The 18638-nt window shown below is 72.5% G+C and carries 15 protein-coding genes; 11 read left to right on the forward strand and 4 right to left on the reverse strand.

Annotated elements, in window-relative coordinates:
- Window positions 1–30: 30 nt before the first annotated feature.
- On the forward strand, window positions 31–2865 hold the full coding sequence (locus IE255_RS12125; RefSeq protein ID WP_190050219.1) for a pPIWI_RE module domain-containing protein: 2835 nt from the start codon (window positions 31–33) through the stop codon (window positions 2863–2865).
- Between the two features lie 63 nt (window positions 2866–2928).
- On the opposite strand, the gene IE255_RS12130 is transcribed toward IE255_RS12125, so the two are convergent.
- Window positions 2929–4725, reverse strand: coding sequence for a thiamine pyrophosphate-requiring protein (locus IE255_RS12130; RefSeq protein WP_190050220.1), 1797 nt, complete (start codon window positions 4723–4725; stop codon window positions 2929–2931).
- 243 nt (window positions 4726–4968) lie between these two features.
- On the opposite strand from IE255_RS12130, the gene IE255_RS12135 reads away from it, so the two are divergent.
- The 4 genes from IE255_RS12135 (at window position 4969) to IE255_RS12150 (ending at window position 9202) form a co-directional block, all read left to right on the forward strand.
- Window positions 4969–5763: an RNA polymerase sigma factor SigF gene (locus IE255_RS12135; RefSeq protein WP_190050221.1), complete on the forward strand. Its 795-nt coding sequence runs from the start codon at window positions 4969–4971 to the stop codon at window positions 5761–5763.
- Window positions 5764–5956: 193 nt separating this feature from the next.
- Entirely contained in the window at window positions 5957–6676 is a 720-nt protein-coding gene (locus IE255_RS12140; protein WP_190050222.1) for a hypothetical protein, read from the forward strand.
- A gap of 220 nt (window positions 6677–6896) precedes the next feature.
- Window positions 6897–8144, forward strand: coding sequence for an aminotransferase class I/II-fold pyridoxal phosphate-dependent enzyme (locus tag IE255_RS12145; RefSeq protein WP_190050223.1), 1248 nt, complete (start codon window positions 6897–6899; stop codon window positions 8142–8144).
- Complete coding sequence (locus tag IE255_RS12150) at window positions 8141–9202, forward strand: MBL fold metallo-hydrolase (RefSeq protein WP_190050224.1); 1062 nt, start codon at window positions 8141–8143, stop codon at window positions 9200–9202. Before IE255_RS12145 ends, IE255_RS12150 begins: the two co-directional genes overlap by 4 nt.
- A gap of 76 nt (window positions 9203–9278) precedes the next feature.
- Here IE255_RS12150 and IE255_RS12155 read toward each other — a convergent pair whose 3' ends face one another.
- Window positions 9279–9890 carry a DedA family protein gene (locus tag IE255_RS12155; RefSeq protein ID WP_372487619.1) on the reverse strand — a complete coding sequence of 204 codons (612 nt, stop codon included), beginning with the start codon at window positions 9888–9890 and terminating at the stop codon, window positions 9279–9281.
- 38 nt (window positions 9891–9928) lie between these two features.
- Window positions 9929–10702, reverse strand: coding sequence for an MBL fold metallo-hydrolase (locus tag IE255_RS12160; protein WP_190050226.1), 774 nt, complete (start codon window positions 10700–10702; stop codon window positions 9929–9931).
- A gap of 83 nt (window positions 10703–10785) precedes the next feature.
- Here IE255_RS12160 and IE255_RS12165 point away from each other — a divergent pair, with 83 nt between their 5' ends.
- The 6 genes from IE255_RS12165 to dnaK all read left to right on the forward strand — a co-directional run bounded on the left by IE255_RS12165 (window position 10786) and on the right by dnaK (window position 18116).
- Window positions 10786–11187 carry a hypothetical protein gene (locus IE255_RS12165; protein ID WP_190050227.1) on the forward strand — a complete coding sequence of 134 codons (402 nt, stop codon included), beginning with the start codon at window positions 10786–10788 and terminating at the stop codon, window positions 11185–11187.
- A gap of 97 nt (window positions 11188–11284) precedes the next feature.
- The gene (locus tag IE255_RS12170) at window positions 11285–13357 is read left to right on the forward strand and encodes a phage holin family protein (RefSeq protein WP_190050742.1); all 2073 of its coding nucleotides are present in this window, start codon (window positions 11285–11287) and stop codon (window positions 13355–13357) included.
- 154 nt (window positions 13358–13511) lie between these two features.
- Entirely contained in the window at window positions 13512–13940 is a 429-nt protein-coding gene (locus tag IE255_RS12175; RefSeq protein ID WP_190050228.1) for an OsmC family protein, read from the forward strand.
- A gap of 124 nt (window positions 13941–14064) precedes the next feature.
- Complete coding sequence (locus IE255_RS12180) at window positions 14065–15450, forward strand: hypothetical protein (protein ID WP_190050229.1); 1386 nt, start codon at window positions 14065–14067, stop codon at window positions 15448–15450.
- Complete coding sequence (locus tag IE255_RS12185; RefSeq protein WP_190050230.1) at window positions 15447–16187, forward strand: glycerophosphodiester phosphodiesterase family protein; 741 nt, start codon at window positions 15447–15449, stop codon at window positions 16185–16187. The genes IE255_RS12180 and IE255_RS12185 overlap by 4 nt, the downstream gene beginning before the upstream one ends.
- Window positions 16188–16250: 63 nt before the next feature.
- Window positions 16251–18116 carry a molecular chaperone DnaK gene (gene dnaK / locus IE255_RS12190; protein WP_190050231.1) on the forward strand — a complete coding sequence of 622 codons (1866 nt, stop codon included), beginning with the start codon at window positions 16251–16253 and terminating at the stop codon, window positions 18114–18116.
- On the opposite strand, the gene IE255_RS12195 is transcribed toward dnaK, so the two are convergent.
- A complete protein-coding gene (locus IE255_RS12195) occupies window positions 18113–18580 on the reverse strand; it encodes a nitrate reductase molybdenum cofactor assembly chaperone (RefSeq protein WP_190050232.1) in 468 nt (155 codons plus the stop codon). The genes dnaK and IE255_RS12195 overlap by 4 nt on opposite strands.
- Window positions 18581–18638: the final 58 nt, after the last annotated feature.

The raw sequence follows: 18638 nt of genomic DNA on the forward strand, positions 1-18638 counted from the left end.
CGCCCGCACACCCAAGAGGAGAACCGAACGATGACGTATCACCACGTACGTGCGGCAGCCTATGTGCCCGACCCGGCACAGGCGCCGTTCACCATCCCCCTGCACACGCTCTGTCTGCCCGCCGGCTGGGAGGAACCACTCCAGCGCCTCCGCGAGCACGGGCAGGGCGGGGGACGGAGCACGACGTACCGCAGGGTGCCCACCCAGCAGATCAACCAGCTCATGCGCGCCACCGCCCCGGACGTCGTCACGGTCGACTCCACGGCCACCTTCGGAGCCGGCCGTCCCTGGCTGTACTGCGCGCAGCCCTATCCCGCACCCGTGACGAACCTCTACGTCGCCACCTGGCTCAGGAGTCTCCGGCGGAACCCGGAGGACCCCGAGGCCACCCGGCTCCTGCTGGACTGTTTCCGCGACCTGGACACCGGCTCGCTGAACTGGCAGCCCGCCGAGATCGACATCCTCGAGCAGGGCCTGTCCCCGGGCGGCACCGCTCTGCCCGCCCCGCACGTGTACCGCCTGCTGCCCGACGAACTGGCGGCCCGCATCGCCCGCCAGGGACCGTACGAACATGGAGGCCGGCGTCTGACCTTCCACCAGGTCGCTGGGGTGAGTGGTGCGCGCGGCGCCGGAAGCGGTGGCGCGGAACTGATGTCGTGGCCGCCCATCGAGTACGTCCCCGGGAAGGGTGACCGCCGCCCCGCCTACTACTCGGCCGTCATCCGTGTCACCGTCCGGACGGTCCCCTTCTCCGCGGTGCCACGGGTCCACCTCAGCGCCGGTGTTCGCCGTTTCGTCTCCGGGAAGGTGTTCATGCCCTACCGGAAGGGGGTCTCGGTGTACCTGCGGCCGGATGCGTCGCTCGTGCCGGAGGGGCCCGTACCGCAGCGCTTCTCGGTGGCGATGCTCCAGTGGAGGAACGGGACGACCGACTGGCGGCAGGGCGGCACCGAGGGCATGCTCGCCGCCGTCACCGCCCTCGACGCTCTGCCGTCCGCGGACCGGCTCATCAAGGAGGCCGACCACTGGATCGGTGAGGGCGGCAACGGCCGCGACGGCATCCGCCTGGCGGTGGGCCACCAGGCCGCCATGGGCAAGCACCTCATCAACACCGGACTGATGCCCAGCGAACGGCGCCGTCTGATGGAGTGGGCGGAGCAGGCCTTGGCGCCCGAATTCGTCCCCCTGCCGAAGCTGGAGCGCAGCCGTTACGCTCGGCCACCGCAGCGTCACCTCGCCAAGCTCCCCTCCGTCCCGAAGACCGCCACCCCTGAGAAGAGGGCGGAGATCCTCGCCAAGGCGGCGCCGGTCTCGGCCGAGAACGCGGCCGTGCGCCGACGGACGCTGGCCGCCGCGCTGGACGGCACCGACCTGGTGTGCGTGGTGCTTCACCAGACCGACGACCAGAGGGACCGGATCGTCGCCGCCGCTGAGAAGGACCTCGGCCTGCGGGCCCACCGCCGCGAGCAGGGCCCCGAGACCTGGGTGTGGCAGGCAGAGGAGTTGACCGTGCGGCTGCACGCACGACCGCTGGGCGTGCTGGGCGCCCCGCTCGGCGGAGACCGCGTTCCGCGCGCCGGGCGCGAGCACGACGAGGCCATCGGGGAGCGGCGCACCCAGGTCGCCGAAGCGATGGCGTCCCTGCGCGCATCGGCTCCCGGAGCACAGATCGCCCTCGTGGAGCTCGAGTGGGAGCCGTTCAAGCGGGAGAAGCGTCGCACCGACCCCAAGCACGCCATCCGCTTGGGCTGCGCGGACGCCGGCCTGGTGACCCAGTTCATCCAGCCTCTGGACACCTCGCTGGAGAAGGACAAGGCGGAAGAGGAGGCGGCTCTGCGCGCCGAGGCGGCCTGGGCGGACGCTCTGCGCCAGACGGGTATGCGGCTCGTGCCCCGGCACACCCTCGGCGAGCTGATCCCCGAGGAGCTCAACCAGGTCGCCTTCCACCTGGTGGAACGCAGGCACGACGGCCCCACCGGCAAGGCGCAGTTCACCCCCATCGCCGTGTTGCTGCGCCCCGGTGCGAAGTGCGTTCTGGGCCGCAGTGCCGACATGCACGCATGGGTGCCGTATCCGGAACTTCTCAAGGGCCTGACCGGGCGGGTGCGGGACAAGGACTGCACAACGGTGGCGCAGCAGTCCGCCCTGACCGCGGCCTTCGTCAAGAACACCCTGGCCGGGCTCCGCAGCTCGCCCACCCTCGTCCTGGCCCATGCCCAGGACCTCCGCAAGAGGTGGCCGTGGCTCAGGAACGACGGTCTGGAACAGGACCGGATCGGTCTCGACGGCGGACCGTCGCAGCGGATCAAGCTCTACGGAAAGCAGCTGCGGGTCATCAGGGTCGCCGACAGTGACCGTGACGAGACCGCCCAGTGGTGGGCGGAGCGGGAGGAGAACGACGAAGAGCTGGCAGGGCAGCAGCGCGGCGGCTTCACGATGGGGCTGTGGCTGCCCCGGACGCCCGGCGAGTCCGGCCGGGTCTTCTACAGCACGGCTGACAAGGCGAGCACACAGACGAAGCTGACCAACGACGACGCGAAGCTGACGCCGCACGTCAACGCCAAGGGCAAGAACGCCTATCGTCCGACGGCCAACGGCTGGAACCCGGAGCTTCTGGAAGTCACCGTTGCCTGCCTTCAGCCGGGTGACGACCCCGAGGCGTGGGCGGCCTTCGTCCATCAGCAGAGGATGTGCCGGGACGACTATCGGGATGTGCTCGGTTTGCCCCTGGCGCTCCACCTGGCCCGCCTCGCCGACGAATACGCGCTTCCTCACGATGAGGAAGACGTGGTGGACCCTTTGCCGGATGCGGCAGCACTGCGCTCGGAGAAGTGCAGCCCTGGCCAGCTTTCTTTCGATCTTTAAGGGGACATGTGCCACTGAAGTGTTTCGTGCTGTTGCCGATGCACACTCCCGCCCCCGCGGCCGCTACTTCTTCTTCTCACGCCCCGGCAGGAACTCCTGCATCTTCGCCTTGAAGCCCTGCTTGACCACCGATCCCCGGTCCGCGTCGCCCTTCAGGACCGACGCGGCGGTCGCCTCCATCTGGTCCCAGGTGGCGTGCGGCGGGATCGGTGGGACAGCCGGATCGGTCAGGAACTCGACCACCGCGGGACCGTCCGCCTCCAGCGCGGCACGCCAGGCCGGCTCGACGTCCTCCGGCTTCTCCACCCGGATGCCGGTCAGCCCCAGGGAACGGGCGAAGGCGGCGTACTGCACGTCCGGAAGCTCCTGCGAGGGCAGGAACGACGGCGCGCCCTCCATGGCCCGCATCTCCCACGTGACCTGGTTCAGGTCGTGGTTGTTCCACACCGCGACCACCAGCCGCGGGTCCTCCCACTGATGGCGGTACTTCGCCGCCGTGATCAGCTCCGCCATCCCGTTCATCTGCATCGCCCCGTCCCCGACCAGCGCGATCGCGGGCCGGTCCGGGTGGGCGAACTTCGCGCCGATCACGTACGGCACCCCGCAGCCCATCGTCGCCAGCGTGCCGGAGAGCGAGCCGCGCATGCCCGGCCGCATGGTCAGGTGCCGTGCGTACCAGTTCGCCGTCGAGCCCGAGTCGGACGTGACGATCGCGTTGTCCGGCAGCAGCGGGTCCAGCGCGCGGGCCACGTACTCCGGGTTGATCGGATCGGCGTCGAGCCCCGCCCGGCGCTCCATGACCTCGCGCCAGCGCGTCACGTTGTCGCACACCGTGTCGTACCACTCGCGCCCGCGGCCCTCCTCGATCAGCGGGATCAGCCGCTCCAGGGTGGCCTTCGCGTCGCCGACCAGGTTCACCTCGTACGGGTAGCGCATCCCGACCATGTGCGGATCGATGTCGATCTGCACGCCCCGAGCCTTGCCGAACTCCGGCAGGAACTGGGTGTACGGGAACGACGACCCGATGGTCAGCAGCGTGTCGCAGTCCCGCATCAGTTCGTACGACGGACGTGTGCCCAGCAGGCCGATCGAGCCGGTGACGTACGGCAGTTCGTCGCTGAGGACGTCCTTGCCGAGCAGCGCCTTGGCGACGCCCGCGCCGAGCAGCTCGGCGATCCGCTCCACCTCGGCGCGCGCCCCGGCCGCGCCCTGGCCGACCAGGATCGCCACCTTGTCACCGGAGTTGAGGATCTCCGCGGCCCGCCGCACCGCGTCGTCGGACGGAACCGCCGTCCACGAACTGCGGTCCAGGCTGGAGGGCACCATCTTGAACTCGTGGGTCGGCGGCGAGTAGTCCAGCTCCTGAACGTCCCCGGGGATGATGACCGCGGTCGGGCAGCGCCGGGCGTACGCGGTGCGGATCGCCCGGTCCAGCACGTTCGGCAGCTGCTCCGGCACCGTCACCGTCTCGACGAACTCGGAGGCGACGTCCTTGTACAGCGTGTGCAGATCCACTTCCTGCTGGTAGGAGCCGCCCATCGCGCTGCGGTGCGTCTGGCCGACGATCGCCAGCACCGGGACGTGGTCCAGCTTGGCGTCGTACAGGCCGTTCAGCAGGTGGATCGCGCCCGGCCCCGACGTCGCGGCGCACACTCCGAGACGGCCGCTGAACTTGGCGTAGCCGACCGCCTGGAACGCGGACATCTCCTCGTGGCGCGACTGCACGAAACGTGGCTCGTTCTCGGCCCGGCCCCACGCGGCGAGCAGGCCGTTGATGCCGTCGCCCGGATAGCCGAAGACCTGCTCCACCCCCCACTCGCGCAGCCTCTGCAGGACGTGGTCGGAGACCTTGGTGCTCATGTACGACCTCCCGGACGTATGGGGACAGAGCCAGCAGTACGAGTCACCCTGCGCGACGGCGGAAAACCTGACCGGGTTTGCGGGTGGGGGCCGGGGGCAGGCGCCCCTCAGTGCTTCGGACAGGAGGCACGCCCGTGGGAGCGGCGTTTCGCGCCGTCACCGGCGCCCCTGGTCCGCACCGTCTGCGCACTCCCACGGTGACTGTCCAACTCAGAGCACCCATCAAGGGAATTGCGACGCATCATGCCGACCCGAACCAGCGCGAAGCAGCACCCCCACGACGACGCCCCCGACACCGCCGAGGCCTTCCGCAGGCTCACCTCGATGCCCGCCGGCCCGGAGCGCGACGCGCTCCGGGACGAGATCGTCGAGGCCTGGCTGCCCATGGCGGACCGCCTCGCCGGACGCTTCCGCAGCCGCGGCGAGAGCTTCGAGGACCTGCGGCAGGTCGCGGCCCTCGGCCTGGTCAAGGCCGTCGACCGGTACGACCCCGAGCTCGGCAACGCCTTCGAGAGCTACGCCGTGCCCACCATCACCGGCGAGATCAAACGGCACTTCCGCGACCATATGTGGACCCTGCACGTACCTCGCCGCGTCCAGGACCTGCGCAACCGCGTCCGGTTCGCCTCCCAGGACCTGTCCCAGACCATCTCCGGCCGGCGGCCCACCGTGGCGGAGATCGCCGAGCACGCGAAGATGAGCGAGGAGGACGTCAAGGTCGGCCTGGAGGCGCTGGAGAGCTTCACCGCGCTGTCCCTGGACGCGGAGCTGCCCGGCAGCGAGGACGGGTACTCGCTGAGCGACGCGCTGGGGTCTTACGACCCGGCGCTGGACACGGTGGTGGATCGCGAGGCCGTGAAGTCGCGGCTGGCGGCGCTGCCGGAGCGGGAGCGGGCGATTCTGTACATGCGGTTCTTCTCCGACATGACGCAGAGCCGGATCGCCGAGGAGCTGGGGATTTCGCAGATGCATGTGTCCCGGTTGATCAGTCGGTGTTGTGGGCGGGTGCGGGAGCAAGTTATGCGGGATGTCGCCTAGCGTCGTGGGGGTTCCGGCGGTTTCGCGGGTGCCGGTCGTCTGTGGCTGGTCGCGCAGTTCCCCGCGCCCCTGGGTTGCTCCACTTTCACCCGGTTGGCGGGTGCTGTCCCGCTAATGGGGTCCGGTTTCGCGCGGGCCTGCTGTGGGCGGGCTGTCATGGCAGAGGGGCATGACGACCGAAGGAGGCCCCTCCATGCGCCGCAGCCTTCACGCCCTGTCCGTCGCCGTTCTCGCCGGGTCCGCCCTGGTGGGGTTCGCGCCGGGCGCCTTCGCCGAACCCGCCGCCGAGGTCAGTCCCGCCACCGTCGAGCCCGGGGGCACGCTCACCATCTCGGTCAGCTGTGACCCGACCGGGGGGCCGCCGCCCGACACCATCGACGCCACCTCGCAGGCCTTCGACGAGGGAACCGTGCCCTTGCGCAGGGTCACCGGCAACGACGACAAGGTGTCCGGCCCGGCCTACCGCGGTACGGCACGGATCGCCTCCGCAGAGAACTTCGAGGGCGATCCGGACGCCCTGGGCGAGGACTCCGCGTGGAGCGTCGACGGCACCTGTCCGGCCGCGCCCGGCGGGGAGGGCAAGCAGTGGAGCGCGACCTTCACGGTGACCCACGACCCCCGCCCCCAGCCGTCCCACCACCCCACGCACAAGCCCCCGCACAAGGCCTGCCCCGAGCCCTCGCACCACCGCGAACAGCATCACCATGAAATGCGTGACCCCGAAAACCATCACCCCGAACCGCACCACACCGACTGCGGCGGAGCGGCCGTCCAGCGCGGGGTGCGGGCCGGTGACGGCGGTGCCTTCACCGACTCCGTGCCGGCCCTGGTCGCGGGCGGGGTACTGATCGCGGGCGCGTTCGGCGCGGCCGTGCACCGGCTGCGCAACCGCGAGACCGGCACGTACCGCTGACCACCGGCGCGTACCAGCGCCCCGCACGCCCCCCGCTTCCCCCGGTCCGGCCCGCTCATGCTGTGACCGTCACAACCCGGCCGGGTGCCCATGGGGCGGCGGCACCCTGGGTACTCAGTGGCCGAGGGCACGAGCCGCACCGTACGGACCACCGGGCAGCGGACGGCGTACGCGCCGAAGGCGACAGAACACGGCGGCACCAGGCACTGCGGAGGTACGGATGCGGCGGACGGACCCGGTAGGCCACGGCCCCGTCCGGTTCGGGCCGCCGCTCCCCGAGGACGGGCTGCCCGTGCTGCCGGAGCTGTCCGCGGTGCTCGCCGCCGCGGCGTCCCGCGGCGGCCACGAGCCGGTCGGCGGCGGCCCGGCGCTGCGGGAGGCCGCCTGCGGCTACTGGGACCGGCGCGGACTGCACTGCGACCCCGGCCGCGTGGCCGCCGGCCCCGGCGCGCCCGCCCTGCTGCTCGCGCTGACCGCCGCCCTCGGCGGCGACGTCCTCGTGCCCAGACCCTGCGCCGCCTGGTGGGCGCCGTACGCACGCCTGCTGGGACGGCCCGTCTTCCACGTGCAGACCCCGCCCGAGAGCGGCGGGGTCCCCGATCCGTACGCCCTGCTGGAGACCGTGCGCCGGGTCCGCGCCGAGGGCGGCGACCCGCGCCTGCTGGTGCTGTCCGTCGCCGACGACCCGACCGCGACCGTCGCCCCGCCCGAGCTGCTGCACGAGACCGTCGAGGCCGCCCAGGGGGAGGGCCTGCACCTGGTCAGCGACGAGACCTGGCGCGACACCCTGCACGACCCGCACGACACCGTGCTGCTCAGCCCCGCCGAGATGCTGCCCGACCGGGTCACCGTCGTCACCGACCTGGCCGGTGCCCTGCTCCCGCCCGGCTGGCCGGCCGCCGTGGCCCGCTTCCCGGCCGACGAGGACGCCGACGGTCTCCACGACCGCGTGCTCGACGTCCTCACCGCGCTCGACGCCCGCGTCGCCGCCCCGGTCGCCGCGGCGGCGGCCCACGCCCTGGCGGAACCGGAACCGGTCACCGCGCGCGTGGCCACCGCCGTGCGCCTGCACGCGCGCGTGGCCGCCGCGGCGCACTCCGCCGTGGTCGGCGCGGGCGCCCTCGCCCGGCCGCCCCAGGCCGGCCGCCATCTGTACGTCGACCTGTCCCCGCTGCTCCCCGCGCTGACCGCGCACGACATCGGCGACGCCCAGGAACTGGAGGACTTCCTCTCCGCCCGTCTCGGCATGCCCGCGCCGGGCGGCCACCGCTTCGGCGACGACCTCGAAGCCCCGCGCGTGCGGCTCTCCACCGGCGCACTGGTGGCCGGGTCCGACCCGGAACGCGCGGAATGCCTCACGTCACCCACGCCGTTGGAACTGCCGCACGTGCACCGCGCGTTGATCCAACTGAAGTCGGTCTTCGACGATCTCCGCGACGACGCTCAGCGATGGGAGCCTCCTCGATGACGCAGCAGTCCGAATCGACCACGAGCACGACCACCCGGGAAGCCGACGGTCCTGCTCTCCCGTCTCCCCTCGCACCCCCGTACCCGCCCCTGGCCGAACCCCGGCCGCTGGCCGAGCGGAGAGTGTGGCCGCGCACCTTCCACGACCGGCTGACCGCCCCGCTCCCCGGCCTGAAGGCCATGGCCCGCTTCGCCCGCGAAGGCGCCGTGAGACCCGGTCCGGAAGGCCTCGCCGACATCCCCCGGCTGCCCTTCGCCCCGGCCCCGCTGCCCCGCGTCGACGCCCGCACGGTCGCCGTCACCTGGGCGGGACACGCCAGTTGGGTGCTGCAGATCGGCGGGCTGACCGTCCTCACCGACCCGGTCTGGTCCCGCCGGATCCTCGGCACCCCGGCCCGTATCACCCCCGTGGGCGTCCCCTGGGAGGACCTGCCGCGCGTCGACGCCGTCGTCATCAGCCACAACCACTACGACCACCTGGACGCCCCCACCCTGCGCCGCCTCCCGCGCGACACCCCGGTGTTCGTGCCGGCCGGCCTCGCCGGCTGGTTCCACCGCCGCCGCTTCACGCGCGTGACGGAGCTCGACTGGTGGGAGGCGGCCGAACTGGACGGCGTCCGCTTCGACTTCGTCCCGTCCCACCACTGGTCCAAGCGCACCCTCACCGACACCTGCCGCAGCCTGTGGGGCGGCTGGGTCCTCACCGACCAGCGGGGCCAACGCGTCTACTTCGCCGGCGACACGGGCTACGGGCACTGGTTCTCCCGCATCGGCCGCCGCTACCCCGGCATCGACCTCGCCCTCCTGCCCATCGGCGCCTACGACCCCCGCTGGTGGCTCAGCGACGTCCACTGCGACCCGGAGGAGGCGGTCCAGGCGGCCCAGGACCTGGGAGCGACCAGGATGGCTCCCATGCACTGGGCCACGTTCGTCCTCTCGGCGGAACCGGTCCTGGAACCCCTCACGCGAGTACGCGCGGCCTGGGAGAAGACAGGCCTGCCCCGAGAGAACCTGTGGGACATCCCGGTAGGCGCATCAAGGGTGCTGTTCGGTGACTGACCTCAAGGGGCGCGGGGAACTGCGCGAACAACCACAGACAACCCGCACGCCGAAGACCACATGACCTCCCACGGCGCTACCGCACCCGCCGCACCACACCCGGCACCGCACTGATCACCAGCGTCAGCACGATCGCCGCCACCACACCCTCCCACGGCTCATCGAACAACGACCCCCCGAGAATCCCGATCAGCTGATACGTCACGGCCCAGGCCAGACAGGCCGGAAAATTCCCCCGGGAGAACTTCCGCAGCGGCCACTTCGCCAGCAGACACGCCAGCATCACCGGAATCCGCCCCGCCGGCACCAGCCGGGACAACACCAGCACCGCGACCCCGTGCGCGGCGAGTCGCTCCTGCGCCTGCGCCAGCCGATCCTCCGGCGCCCGGGCCCGGAGCGCCTCCAGCCACCGCGACCCGTTCCTCGACTTCATCCCGCGCCGTCCCAGCCAGTACAGCGCCGCATCGCCCAGGAACGCCGCCAGCGACGCCGTCACGAACACCATCGCCAGCGAGAACGGCGCCGTCTGGTGAAACGCGACCACAGCCGCCGAACTCACCAGCGCCCCCGTCGGGATGACCGGCACCAGCGCCCCGATCAGCACCAGCAGGAAGAGCGACGGATACCCGATCGCCTGCTGCGTGGACTCCGGCACCACGGACGCCGGGGTGACGGCCGACACCGCCAGCAGGGGCAGGCCGGCCTGTGCCACGGGCGCGGACCAGGTCACCGCGCGACCTCCAGGCGCACGCTCTCCCCGTGCCCCAGCCGGTGCACCGCCACGCCGGGCGCGCGCAGCGCGGCCAACCGGACGAACTCGTCGCCCGGCGCATGGAACTCGTGGGGGCGCACGGCGTCCATCCCGATCGGCCAGTACGTGCCGTAGTGCACCGGCACCGCACTGCGCGGTGCCAGCCGCGCCAGCGCCTCCGCCGCCCGGCCCGCGTCCAGGTGCCCCTCGCCCAGGTACGGCCCCCAGCCGCCCACCGGCAGCAGCGCCACCTCGACCGGCCCGACCTCCTTGGCCATCTCGTCGAACAGCCCCGTGTCCCCGGCGAAGTACGTGCGCGCCTCACCGGCGATGACGTAGCCCAGAGCGGGGGAGCGGTGCGGTCCGAGCGGCAGCCGCCGCCCGTCGTGCCGCGCGGGCACCGCCCGGACGACGACGTCGCCGACCCGCGTCTCGTCCCCGGGCGCCATCTCGCTCACCCGCAGGTGCGCGAGCCGGCGCAGACCGGGCACGGCTCGGCGCGCGCCCCGGGGCACGAGCAGGCGCGTGCCCGGAGCGAGCCGCATCAGCGAGGGCACGTGCAGGTGGTCGGCGTGCAGATGCGACACCAGCGCCACGTCCGCGTGGTGGGCGCCGGGCGGCGGCAGGTCCCCGCGCCGGCGCCGCAGGTGCGCGAGCCGGCGCGCGAACAAGGGGTCGGTGAGTACGCGTACGTTCGAGTCCTCGACCGTGCAAGTGGCGTGACCCCACCAGGTGATCTCCACCGGCACTTCTTTGCCTCCTTCGCGCGACTCCCCGAAGCCTACGTGCAGGAGTAGGGTCGGCGGCGAAACCGGAGGTGAGGGGGGACGCCATGGTGCCGGTGAGGGTCACGGCGATCGCGAGTCTGACGCCGCTGGAGGAGCTGGACCAGGATCCGTTCCTGGTCGACTCCCGCAGCCAGCACGCGATGTGCGCCCGCTGGGCCGCCGAGCGGGGCTACGTGGTCAGCCGGGAGTTACTGGTGCGGGGGCTGCGTCCCGACCACGGCGCGCTGTGGGACGGCGTCCGGCCCGGCCTCGACCTGTTCGTGGCGCCCAGTCGGCGGGTACTGGAGAGCGCGCTCGCCTCCGTCGAGGAGTTCACCGCGGAGTGCGCGCGGCGCGGGGTGCGGGTCGAGACGGTGGGGCACGCGGAGCCCGCGTACGACGCGGCGATGAAGGCGTGCGTCCACCGCAGGCTGTCGATGCCGACCGCCGGCTACGACGGGCGCTGACACGACGGTTCGGGGGACCGGAGGCGACCCCAGGGCGTTGTGGCACTGTGGGGGAGGGCCCGTGGTCGCGACGGGCCGGGACGTGAGGTGGCTGGGCGTGCGGGGCGTGCGGTGGCGGCGGGTCGCCAGTCAGGTGGGGCGGAGCGTCGCCGTGTGGGCGGTCTCCACCGTCACCATGCTGGTGCTCGCCGGGATCCTGCCGGACTTCCGGCTCCGGTCGGCCGACGGTGACAGCGCGACCGACATCGCCGTCACGGCGGCCTTCGGCGCCGGCGCCTTCGGGCTGCTGTCGGCCGTGGTGTGGCCGCTGCTCGTCCGCCTCCTGCTCCTCGTACCGGCGCTCGTGCTCGGGCTGCTGGTGTTCTTCCTCAACGGCGCGCTGCTGCTGCTCGCCCTGCGTCTCGACCCCGGGGAGCGCGGCACCGCCGCCCCGGAGACCGCCGTCGTGGTCGCCGCCGTGATGTCGGCCGTGGCATCGGCGACCGGCGCCGCCCTGGCCGTGCGCGACGACGACGCCTACCGCCGCCGGCTGTACCGCCTCTCCGACCGCCGCCGCAGGTCCGGACCGCCCTGCCCGGCCGGCCCCGGCACGGTCTTCCTGCAACTCGACGGCGTCGGCCACGACACCCTGCTGGACGCCGTCGGCAAGGGCCTGATGCCCACCGTCGCCCGCTGGCTCGGCACCGGGGACGGCGGCCGCCCCACCCACCGCCTCACGCCCTGGCGCACCGACTGGTCCAGCCAGACCGGCGCCAGCCAGCTCGGCATCCTGCACGGCAGCAACCACGACGTCCCCGCGTTCCGCTGGTACGAGAAGGACACCCGCGAGATCGTCGTCTGCAACCGCCCGACCAGCGCCGCCGAACTCCAGCGCCGTGCCGCCGGACAGGCGGGACACGGCGGTCTGCTCAGCGTCGACGGCGCCAGCCGCGGCAACCTGTTCAGCGGCGGCGCCGAGCAGCTGGCCCTCGTGCTGTCGATCGCCACCCGCCGCCGCAGCCGCGAGAACCGCTCCCGGGCGGGCTACTTCGCCTACTTCTCCGACCCGGCCAACGCCGTGCGCACGGCCCTGTCCTTCGTCGCCGAGGCGGGCCGGGAGATCGGCCAGTCCACCCGGGCGGGGCTGCGCAAGCAGCGCCCGCGCGTCTCCCGGGGCGGCCTCTACCCGTTCATCCGCGCCTTCGCGACCGTCGTCGAGCGGGACGTCGTCGTCGCCGCCGTGATGGGCGACATGCTCGCCGGCCGCACCGCCGTCTACGCCGACCTCGTGGCCTACGACGAGGTCGCCCACCACTCCGGCCCGGCGAGCCGCGACGCGCAGAAGGTCCTGGAACGCCTCGACCGCTCCCTCGCCCTGATCGAGAACGTCGCCGAGCACGCCCCGCGCCCCTACCGGATCGTCGTGCTGTCCGACCACGGCCAGAGCCCCGGCGAGACGTTCCGCTCCCGTTACGGCCTCACCCTCGGCGACCTGGTGCGGGCGGGCTGCGGACTGCCCGTGCCGCGCCGGGCGGAGCGCACCCGCAGCGGCGCCGAGGCCCGCACCGCCGTACGGGCCGCCCTGCGCATCCCGGTCGAGGAGGGCGGCGAGCTGCACCGCCCCGCGCGCCGCTCGGAGCCGATCGTGCTGGCCTCCGGCAACCTCGGCCTGGTCTCCTTCCCGGACGTCACGCACCGGATGAGCAAGGAGGAGATCGACGCCCGCCACCCCGCGCTGCTGCCGACCCTCGCCAACCACCCCGGCATCGGCTTCCTGCTGGTCCGCAGCGAGGAGCACGGCGGTGTCGTCCTCGGCGCCTACGGCGCGGAGATCCCGCTGGCCGACCTCGACGCCGACCCGGGCCCGCTCGCCCCGTTCGGGCCGGGCGCCGCCGACGCGGTACGCCGTACGCACACCTTCCCGCACGCGGCCGACATCATGGTCAACTCCTTCCACGACCCGGCCGACGGCGAAGTCCTCGCCTTCGAGGAGCAGATCGGCTCCCACGGCGGCCTCGGCGGCGCCCAGGGCAAACCGTTCCTGCTGTCGCCGCTCGTCCTGTCCGCACCGCTGGAGGACGGGGAGGAGCTCGTCGGCGCGGAGCACGTCCACCGCGTCCTGCACCGCTGGCTGCGCGAGTCGAACGGACCGCAGGTGCCGCTGGAGACGAGCGAGGAGCGCGCCGCCTGAAACCGGGCCGTGCACGGCCGCCGCTCACCGCCAGGGGCCCGGTCTTCCGCGTGAGTTGGGCCGTAGTGTGATCGGATGGGGGCCAGGAACCCGGCAACGGGTCTCTTGGACCACTAAAGACAAGCACAGCCGGACATTTTCGAAAGGATGCGTCATGGCAGCCACGCGCTCCGCACACACCGTCTGGGAAGGCAACCTCTTCAAGGGCAACGGTGCCGTCACCTTCGACTCCTCCGGCATCCTCAGCGAGCAGCCGGTCACCTGGGCGGCCCGCACAGAGGAGCCGGGCGGGAAGACCAGCCCGGAGGAGCTGATCGCCGCCGCGCACGCCAGCTGCTTCTCGATGGCCTTCTCCAACATCCTCGACAAGGCCGGCACCCCGCCGACCAGGCTGGTGACCAACGCCGACGTCACCTTCCAGCCCGGTGAGGGCATCACCGGCATCCACCTCACCGTCGAGGGCACCGTCCCCGGCATGGACGAGGCGGCCTTCCTGTCCGCCGCCGAGGAGGCCAAGGTCGGCTGCCCGGTCAGCCAGGCCCTCAAGGCCACGCCCATCACCCTGACCGCCAAGCTCGCCTGACCCGGCCCACCCGGCGTCGCGCGGGCCCGCCCACCCGGGGCGGCCCGCGCGACGCCGTCGGTTCACGACCCGCGGCCGGGGTATGAACCAGACGCTTTCGAACCGATGGGCGGGAAGGAACGCGATGCTGCCGGGGACGTCCACGAACGCGACGGTGCTCGACTCCGCCACCCGTGACCGGACCCGCGTCCTGCTGCTGTTCAGCCTCTCCGGCCGGCTGCGCCCCCGGGACACCGCCCTCGGCGCCCTCGTCGACCGCTACGACTACGGCCGCTTCGCCTCCCACCTGATGACCAGCCAGGACGTACTCCCCGTCCCGGTGCTCGACGAGCGGGTGGCGCCGCGCCGGCTGCGGCTGCCGCACGGCGACCACGGCCTGGGCCTCGCCTCCTTGCGGCTCCTCGTCGTCACCACCCCGCGCGGCGACGCCACCCTGGTCGTGGACTGCGCCTTCGCCGGTGAGACCACGGCCGGCGACCTCGCCGTCTGGCTGGCCACCACCTGCTTCGACCGGGAGCGGATCGAACTCGACGACCGCCCGCTCCTGACGGCGCTGTCGGCACAGCTCGGCGGCCGGCCCCTCGCCCTCGGCCAGAACGTGCACCAACTCGTCTTCCCCGGCGGCCGGTTGCAGCGGGAGCTGCTCACCGCCGACGAGGCCCGCAAGGCCGTCCTGCTCAACGAGATCGTCTACCGCGGCAGGATGCCGTGGAACCCGGCCGCGCCCTACGACCCGGGCCTCGCGCCGCACCTCAGGAACCACGGCCTCACCCTGTCCGCCCTCGGCCGCGGCGTCTCCGTCCAGGCCGGCTGGGCCCCGCATGTCGAGAACGGCCTGATGCTCGTCGCCGTCGGCATGATCTCCGCCCTGTCGGTGCTCCAGCGCACCCGCCTCGCGGCGTTCGCCATGATGAAGGCCAACGAGCGGGCCCTCGCCGACTCGCCCACCGAGATCCGCTCCCTGATCTCCCGCCTCTCCGCGGGGGTCAACGAACTCCAGCTCGACCTCGCCTTCGGCGTCGAGGCCTACGTCGACAGCCTGCTGATCCCCGAGATGGTCACGGAGGCCTTCCAGTCCTCGCTGCGCGACGCGCTGGGCATCCGCGACAGCCTGGAGAACTCGGCCCGCATGGTCGAGCGGCTGACCTCGGTGATCAGCGCCCGCTCCGCCGCCCTGGACGCCGAGCTCGCCGAGCGCGACGACCGCCGCGACCGCACCGTCTCCGGCCTCCTCGCCGCCGCCACGCTGATCGCGCTGCCGCCGACGCTGCTGCTGGCCTTCTTCGGCGTGAACGGCACGAACGTGGACGAGCACCGCTCCATCCTGGACCTGCGCGCCTACGGAACGGCGTACGCGCTGGCCTGGCTTCCCTTCGTCGTGCTGGTCGTGATCGGCTGGGTCCTGCTGAGACGGGTCCGCACCGGCTCGGGCTCGCTGCTGCCCGCGCCCGACGACGACTTCGCCCCCCTCCCGCCTCCGCGCTCGCCCTCCGGGAGCCGACGACCATGACGCCACGCCCCGCCGTCTCCGCCCACCGGGGCGGCTCCGAGCGCGCCGGCCCCGCCACCTGGGAGGCCTACGAGGACGCGCTGGAGTCCGGCGCGGAGTACGTCGAGTTCGACATCCGCCGCACGGGGGACGGGGTCCTCGTCGTCTACCACGACCCCCGGGTGGGCCCCACCGGACCGCCGCTGTCCGCGCTCACCCACGCCGAGCTGTGCGAGCGGGCCGGATACGAGGTGCCGGTCGTGGAGGAGGTCATGGCACTGATCGCCGGGAGGCTCGTGGCCCACCTGGACCTGAAGGAGGTGGGCTATGAGCGCGAGGTGATCGACCGGGCCGTCGCCCTGCTCGGTGAGGACGGGCTGGTCGTGACCACGCTGGAGGACCGTTCCGTCGCCGCCGTCGCACGGGCCCACCCCGGCGTGCGCACCGCCCTCTCCCTGGGGCGCGACCGCCGCGAGCTGGCCCTGGCCCGGCTGCCCGGGACACGGCTGAGCGAGCTGTTCCCGGCCCGCCGCATCCGCGCCTGCGGGGCCCACGGCGTCGCCGTGCACCAGCGGCTGGCCAGGACCACCGTGCTGCGCGAGGCGACCCGGCACGGCCTGTTCACCATGGTGTGGACGGTCAACGACGACACCCTGATGCGGGCCTTCCTCGCCCACCCTCGCGTGGACGTGCTCGTCACCGACCGGCCCCGGCGCGCCGTGGCGCTCCGGGGGCCGATCACCCCCGCGCGGCATTGACAAGAACGCACTCAAGTTTTGTGCTGGAGTGTAGACAGAGCGCCCTGGCGGAAGGGGACAGCGATGGGACGTGCGGTCGGGATCGACCTCGGAACCACGAACTCCGTGGTCGCGGTGCTGGAGGGCGGCGAGCCCACCGTCATCGCCAACGCGGAGGGCGCCAGGACCACGCCCTCGGTCGTGGCGTTCGCCAAGAACGGCGAGGTGCTGGTCGGCGAGGTCGCCAAGCGGCAGGCCGTGACGAACGTGGAGCGCACCGCCCGCTCGGTCAAGCGGTACATGGGAGACACGAGCTGGCGCTTCCCGGAGCACGGCGACATCGACGGCACCCGCTACCGGGCGCAGGAGCTGTCCGCGCGCGTGCTCCAGAAACTGAAGCGGGACGCGGAGTCCTACCTCGGCGAGGACGTCACCGAAGCGGTGATCACCGTCCCGGCGTACTTCGACGACACCCAGCGCCAGTCGACCAAGGAGGCCGGTGAGATCGCGGGCCTGAAGGTGCTGCGGATCATCAACGAGCCGACGGCCGCGGCCCTCGCCTACGGCCTGGACAAGGAGAACGACCAGACGGTCCTCGTCTTCGACCTCGGCGGCGGCACCTTCGACGTGTCCCTGCTGGAGATGGGCGAGGGCGTCATCGAGGTCAAGGCCACCAACGGCGACACCCACCTCGGCGGCGACGACTGGGACCAGCGGATCGTCGAGTACCTGATCAAGCGCTTCAAGGGGCAGTACGGCGTAGACCTCGGCAAGGACAAGATGGCCGTGCAGCGGCTGCGCGAGGGCGCCGAGAAGGCCAAGATCGAGCTGTCCAGCTCCACCGAGACGACGATCAACCTGCCCTACATCACGGCCTCCGCGGAAGGGCCGCTGCACCTCGACGAGAAGCTCACCCGGGCGCAGTTCCAGGAGCTCACCGCCGACCTGCTCGACCGCTGCAAGGCGCCCTTCCACCAGGCGGTCAAGGACGCCGGAGTGAAGCTGTCCGCGATCGACCACGTGATCCTGGTCGGCGGCTCGACCCGGATGCCCGCGGTGACCGACCTGGTCAAGGAACTCACCGGCAAGGACCCGCACAAGGGCGTCAACCCCGACGAGGTCGTGGCCGTCGGCGCCGCCCTCCAGGCGGGCGTCCTGCGCGGCGACGTCAAGGACGTGCTGCTGCTCGACGTCACCCCGCTGTCCCTGGGCATCGAGACCAAGGGCGGCATCATGACGAAGCTCATCGAACGCAACACCACGATCCCGACGCGGCGTTCGGAGATCTTCACGACGGCGACCGACAACCAGCCCTCGGTCGGCATCCAGGTCTACCAGGGCGAGCGGGAGATCGCCGCCTACAACAAGAAGCTCGGCGTCTTCGACCTGACGGGCCTGCCGCCGGCGCCGCGCGGCGTGCCGCAGATCGAGGTGGCCTTCGACATCGACGCCAACGGCATCATGCACGTCTCCGCCAAGGACATGGCCACCGGCCGCGAGCAGAAGATGACCGTCACCGGCGGCTCGGCCCTGCCCAAGGAGGACATCGACCGCATGATGCGGGACGCCGAGCAGTACGCCGAGGAGGACCGCAAGCGCCGCGAGGCCGCCGAGACCCGCAACCAGGCCGAGCAACTCGTCTACCAGACGGAGAAGTTCCTTCGCGACAACGCCGACAAGGTCCCGGCCGACACCAAAACCGAGGTCGAGTCGGCCGTCGCCGACCTGAAGGCGCAGCTGGACCAGCAGGCGGACACTGCCGCCCTGCGCACCGGCGTCGAGAAGCTCGCCTCGGTCAGCCAGAAGATGGGCCAGGCGATGTACGCCCAGGCCCAGCAGACCCCCACCGAGGAGCCCCCCGGCACCCCGCGGGACGAGGAGGGCGTGGTCGACGCGGAGATCGTGGACGACGAGAAGGACCGGCGGGACGAGAAGGGCGGTGCCGCCTAGCGGGCCGGGGCGACGGGTGGCAGCGTCGCGCAGACCGCGTCCAGGACGGTGGCGTACGGCGTGCCGAAGTCGGTGAGGCGGCAGCGGAGCTGGTCCAGGCCGTCGCGGTGCTCCGTCAGCAGCTCGGCGGTGCCCGTGCGGGCCGAGAACTCCAGGACCGCGGGCAGGAAGTCCGGTGGTTCCTCGCCGGTGGTCTCCAGGCCGTGCGCGCGGTAGAGCTCCTCCGACGGCGCCGGTGCCGCCTCGCGCCAGACGCTCAGGTACAGGCTGTGGTCCTGCCCGGACTCGAAGACCTCGACGTAGTGCGCGGCCAGCTCCCGGGGCGGGGTGACGGCCGCGTGGTCGGCGAACTCCCTCAGCTGCGGGGCGGCTTCGCGCAGCAGCGGCAGCCGGGCGCGGAAGTCGTCGTCGGGGTACATCAGGCACAGCGCGGCCGCCTGGTACAGCACCTCGAATCCGGGCATCGGCCCTCCTTCGCGTGCGCTCCCTTGCCTGCCCCGTGGTCCCGACGCTAGGGGCGGG

Origin of the sequence: Streptomyces lomondensis (genome assembly GCF_014651035.1) — a bacterium.
GTDB lineage: Bacteria > Actinomycetota > Actinomycetes > Streptomycetales > Streptomycetaceae > Streptomyces > Streptomyces lomondensis.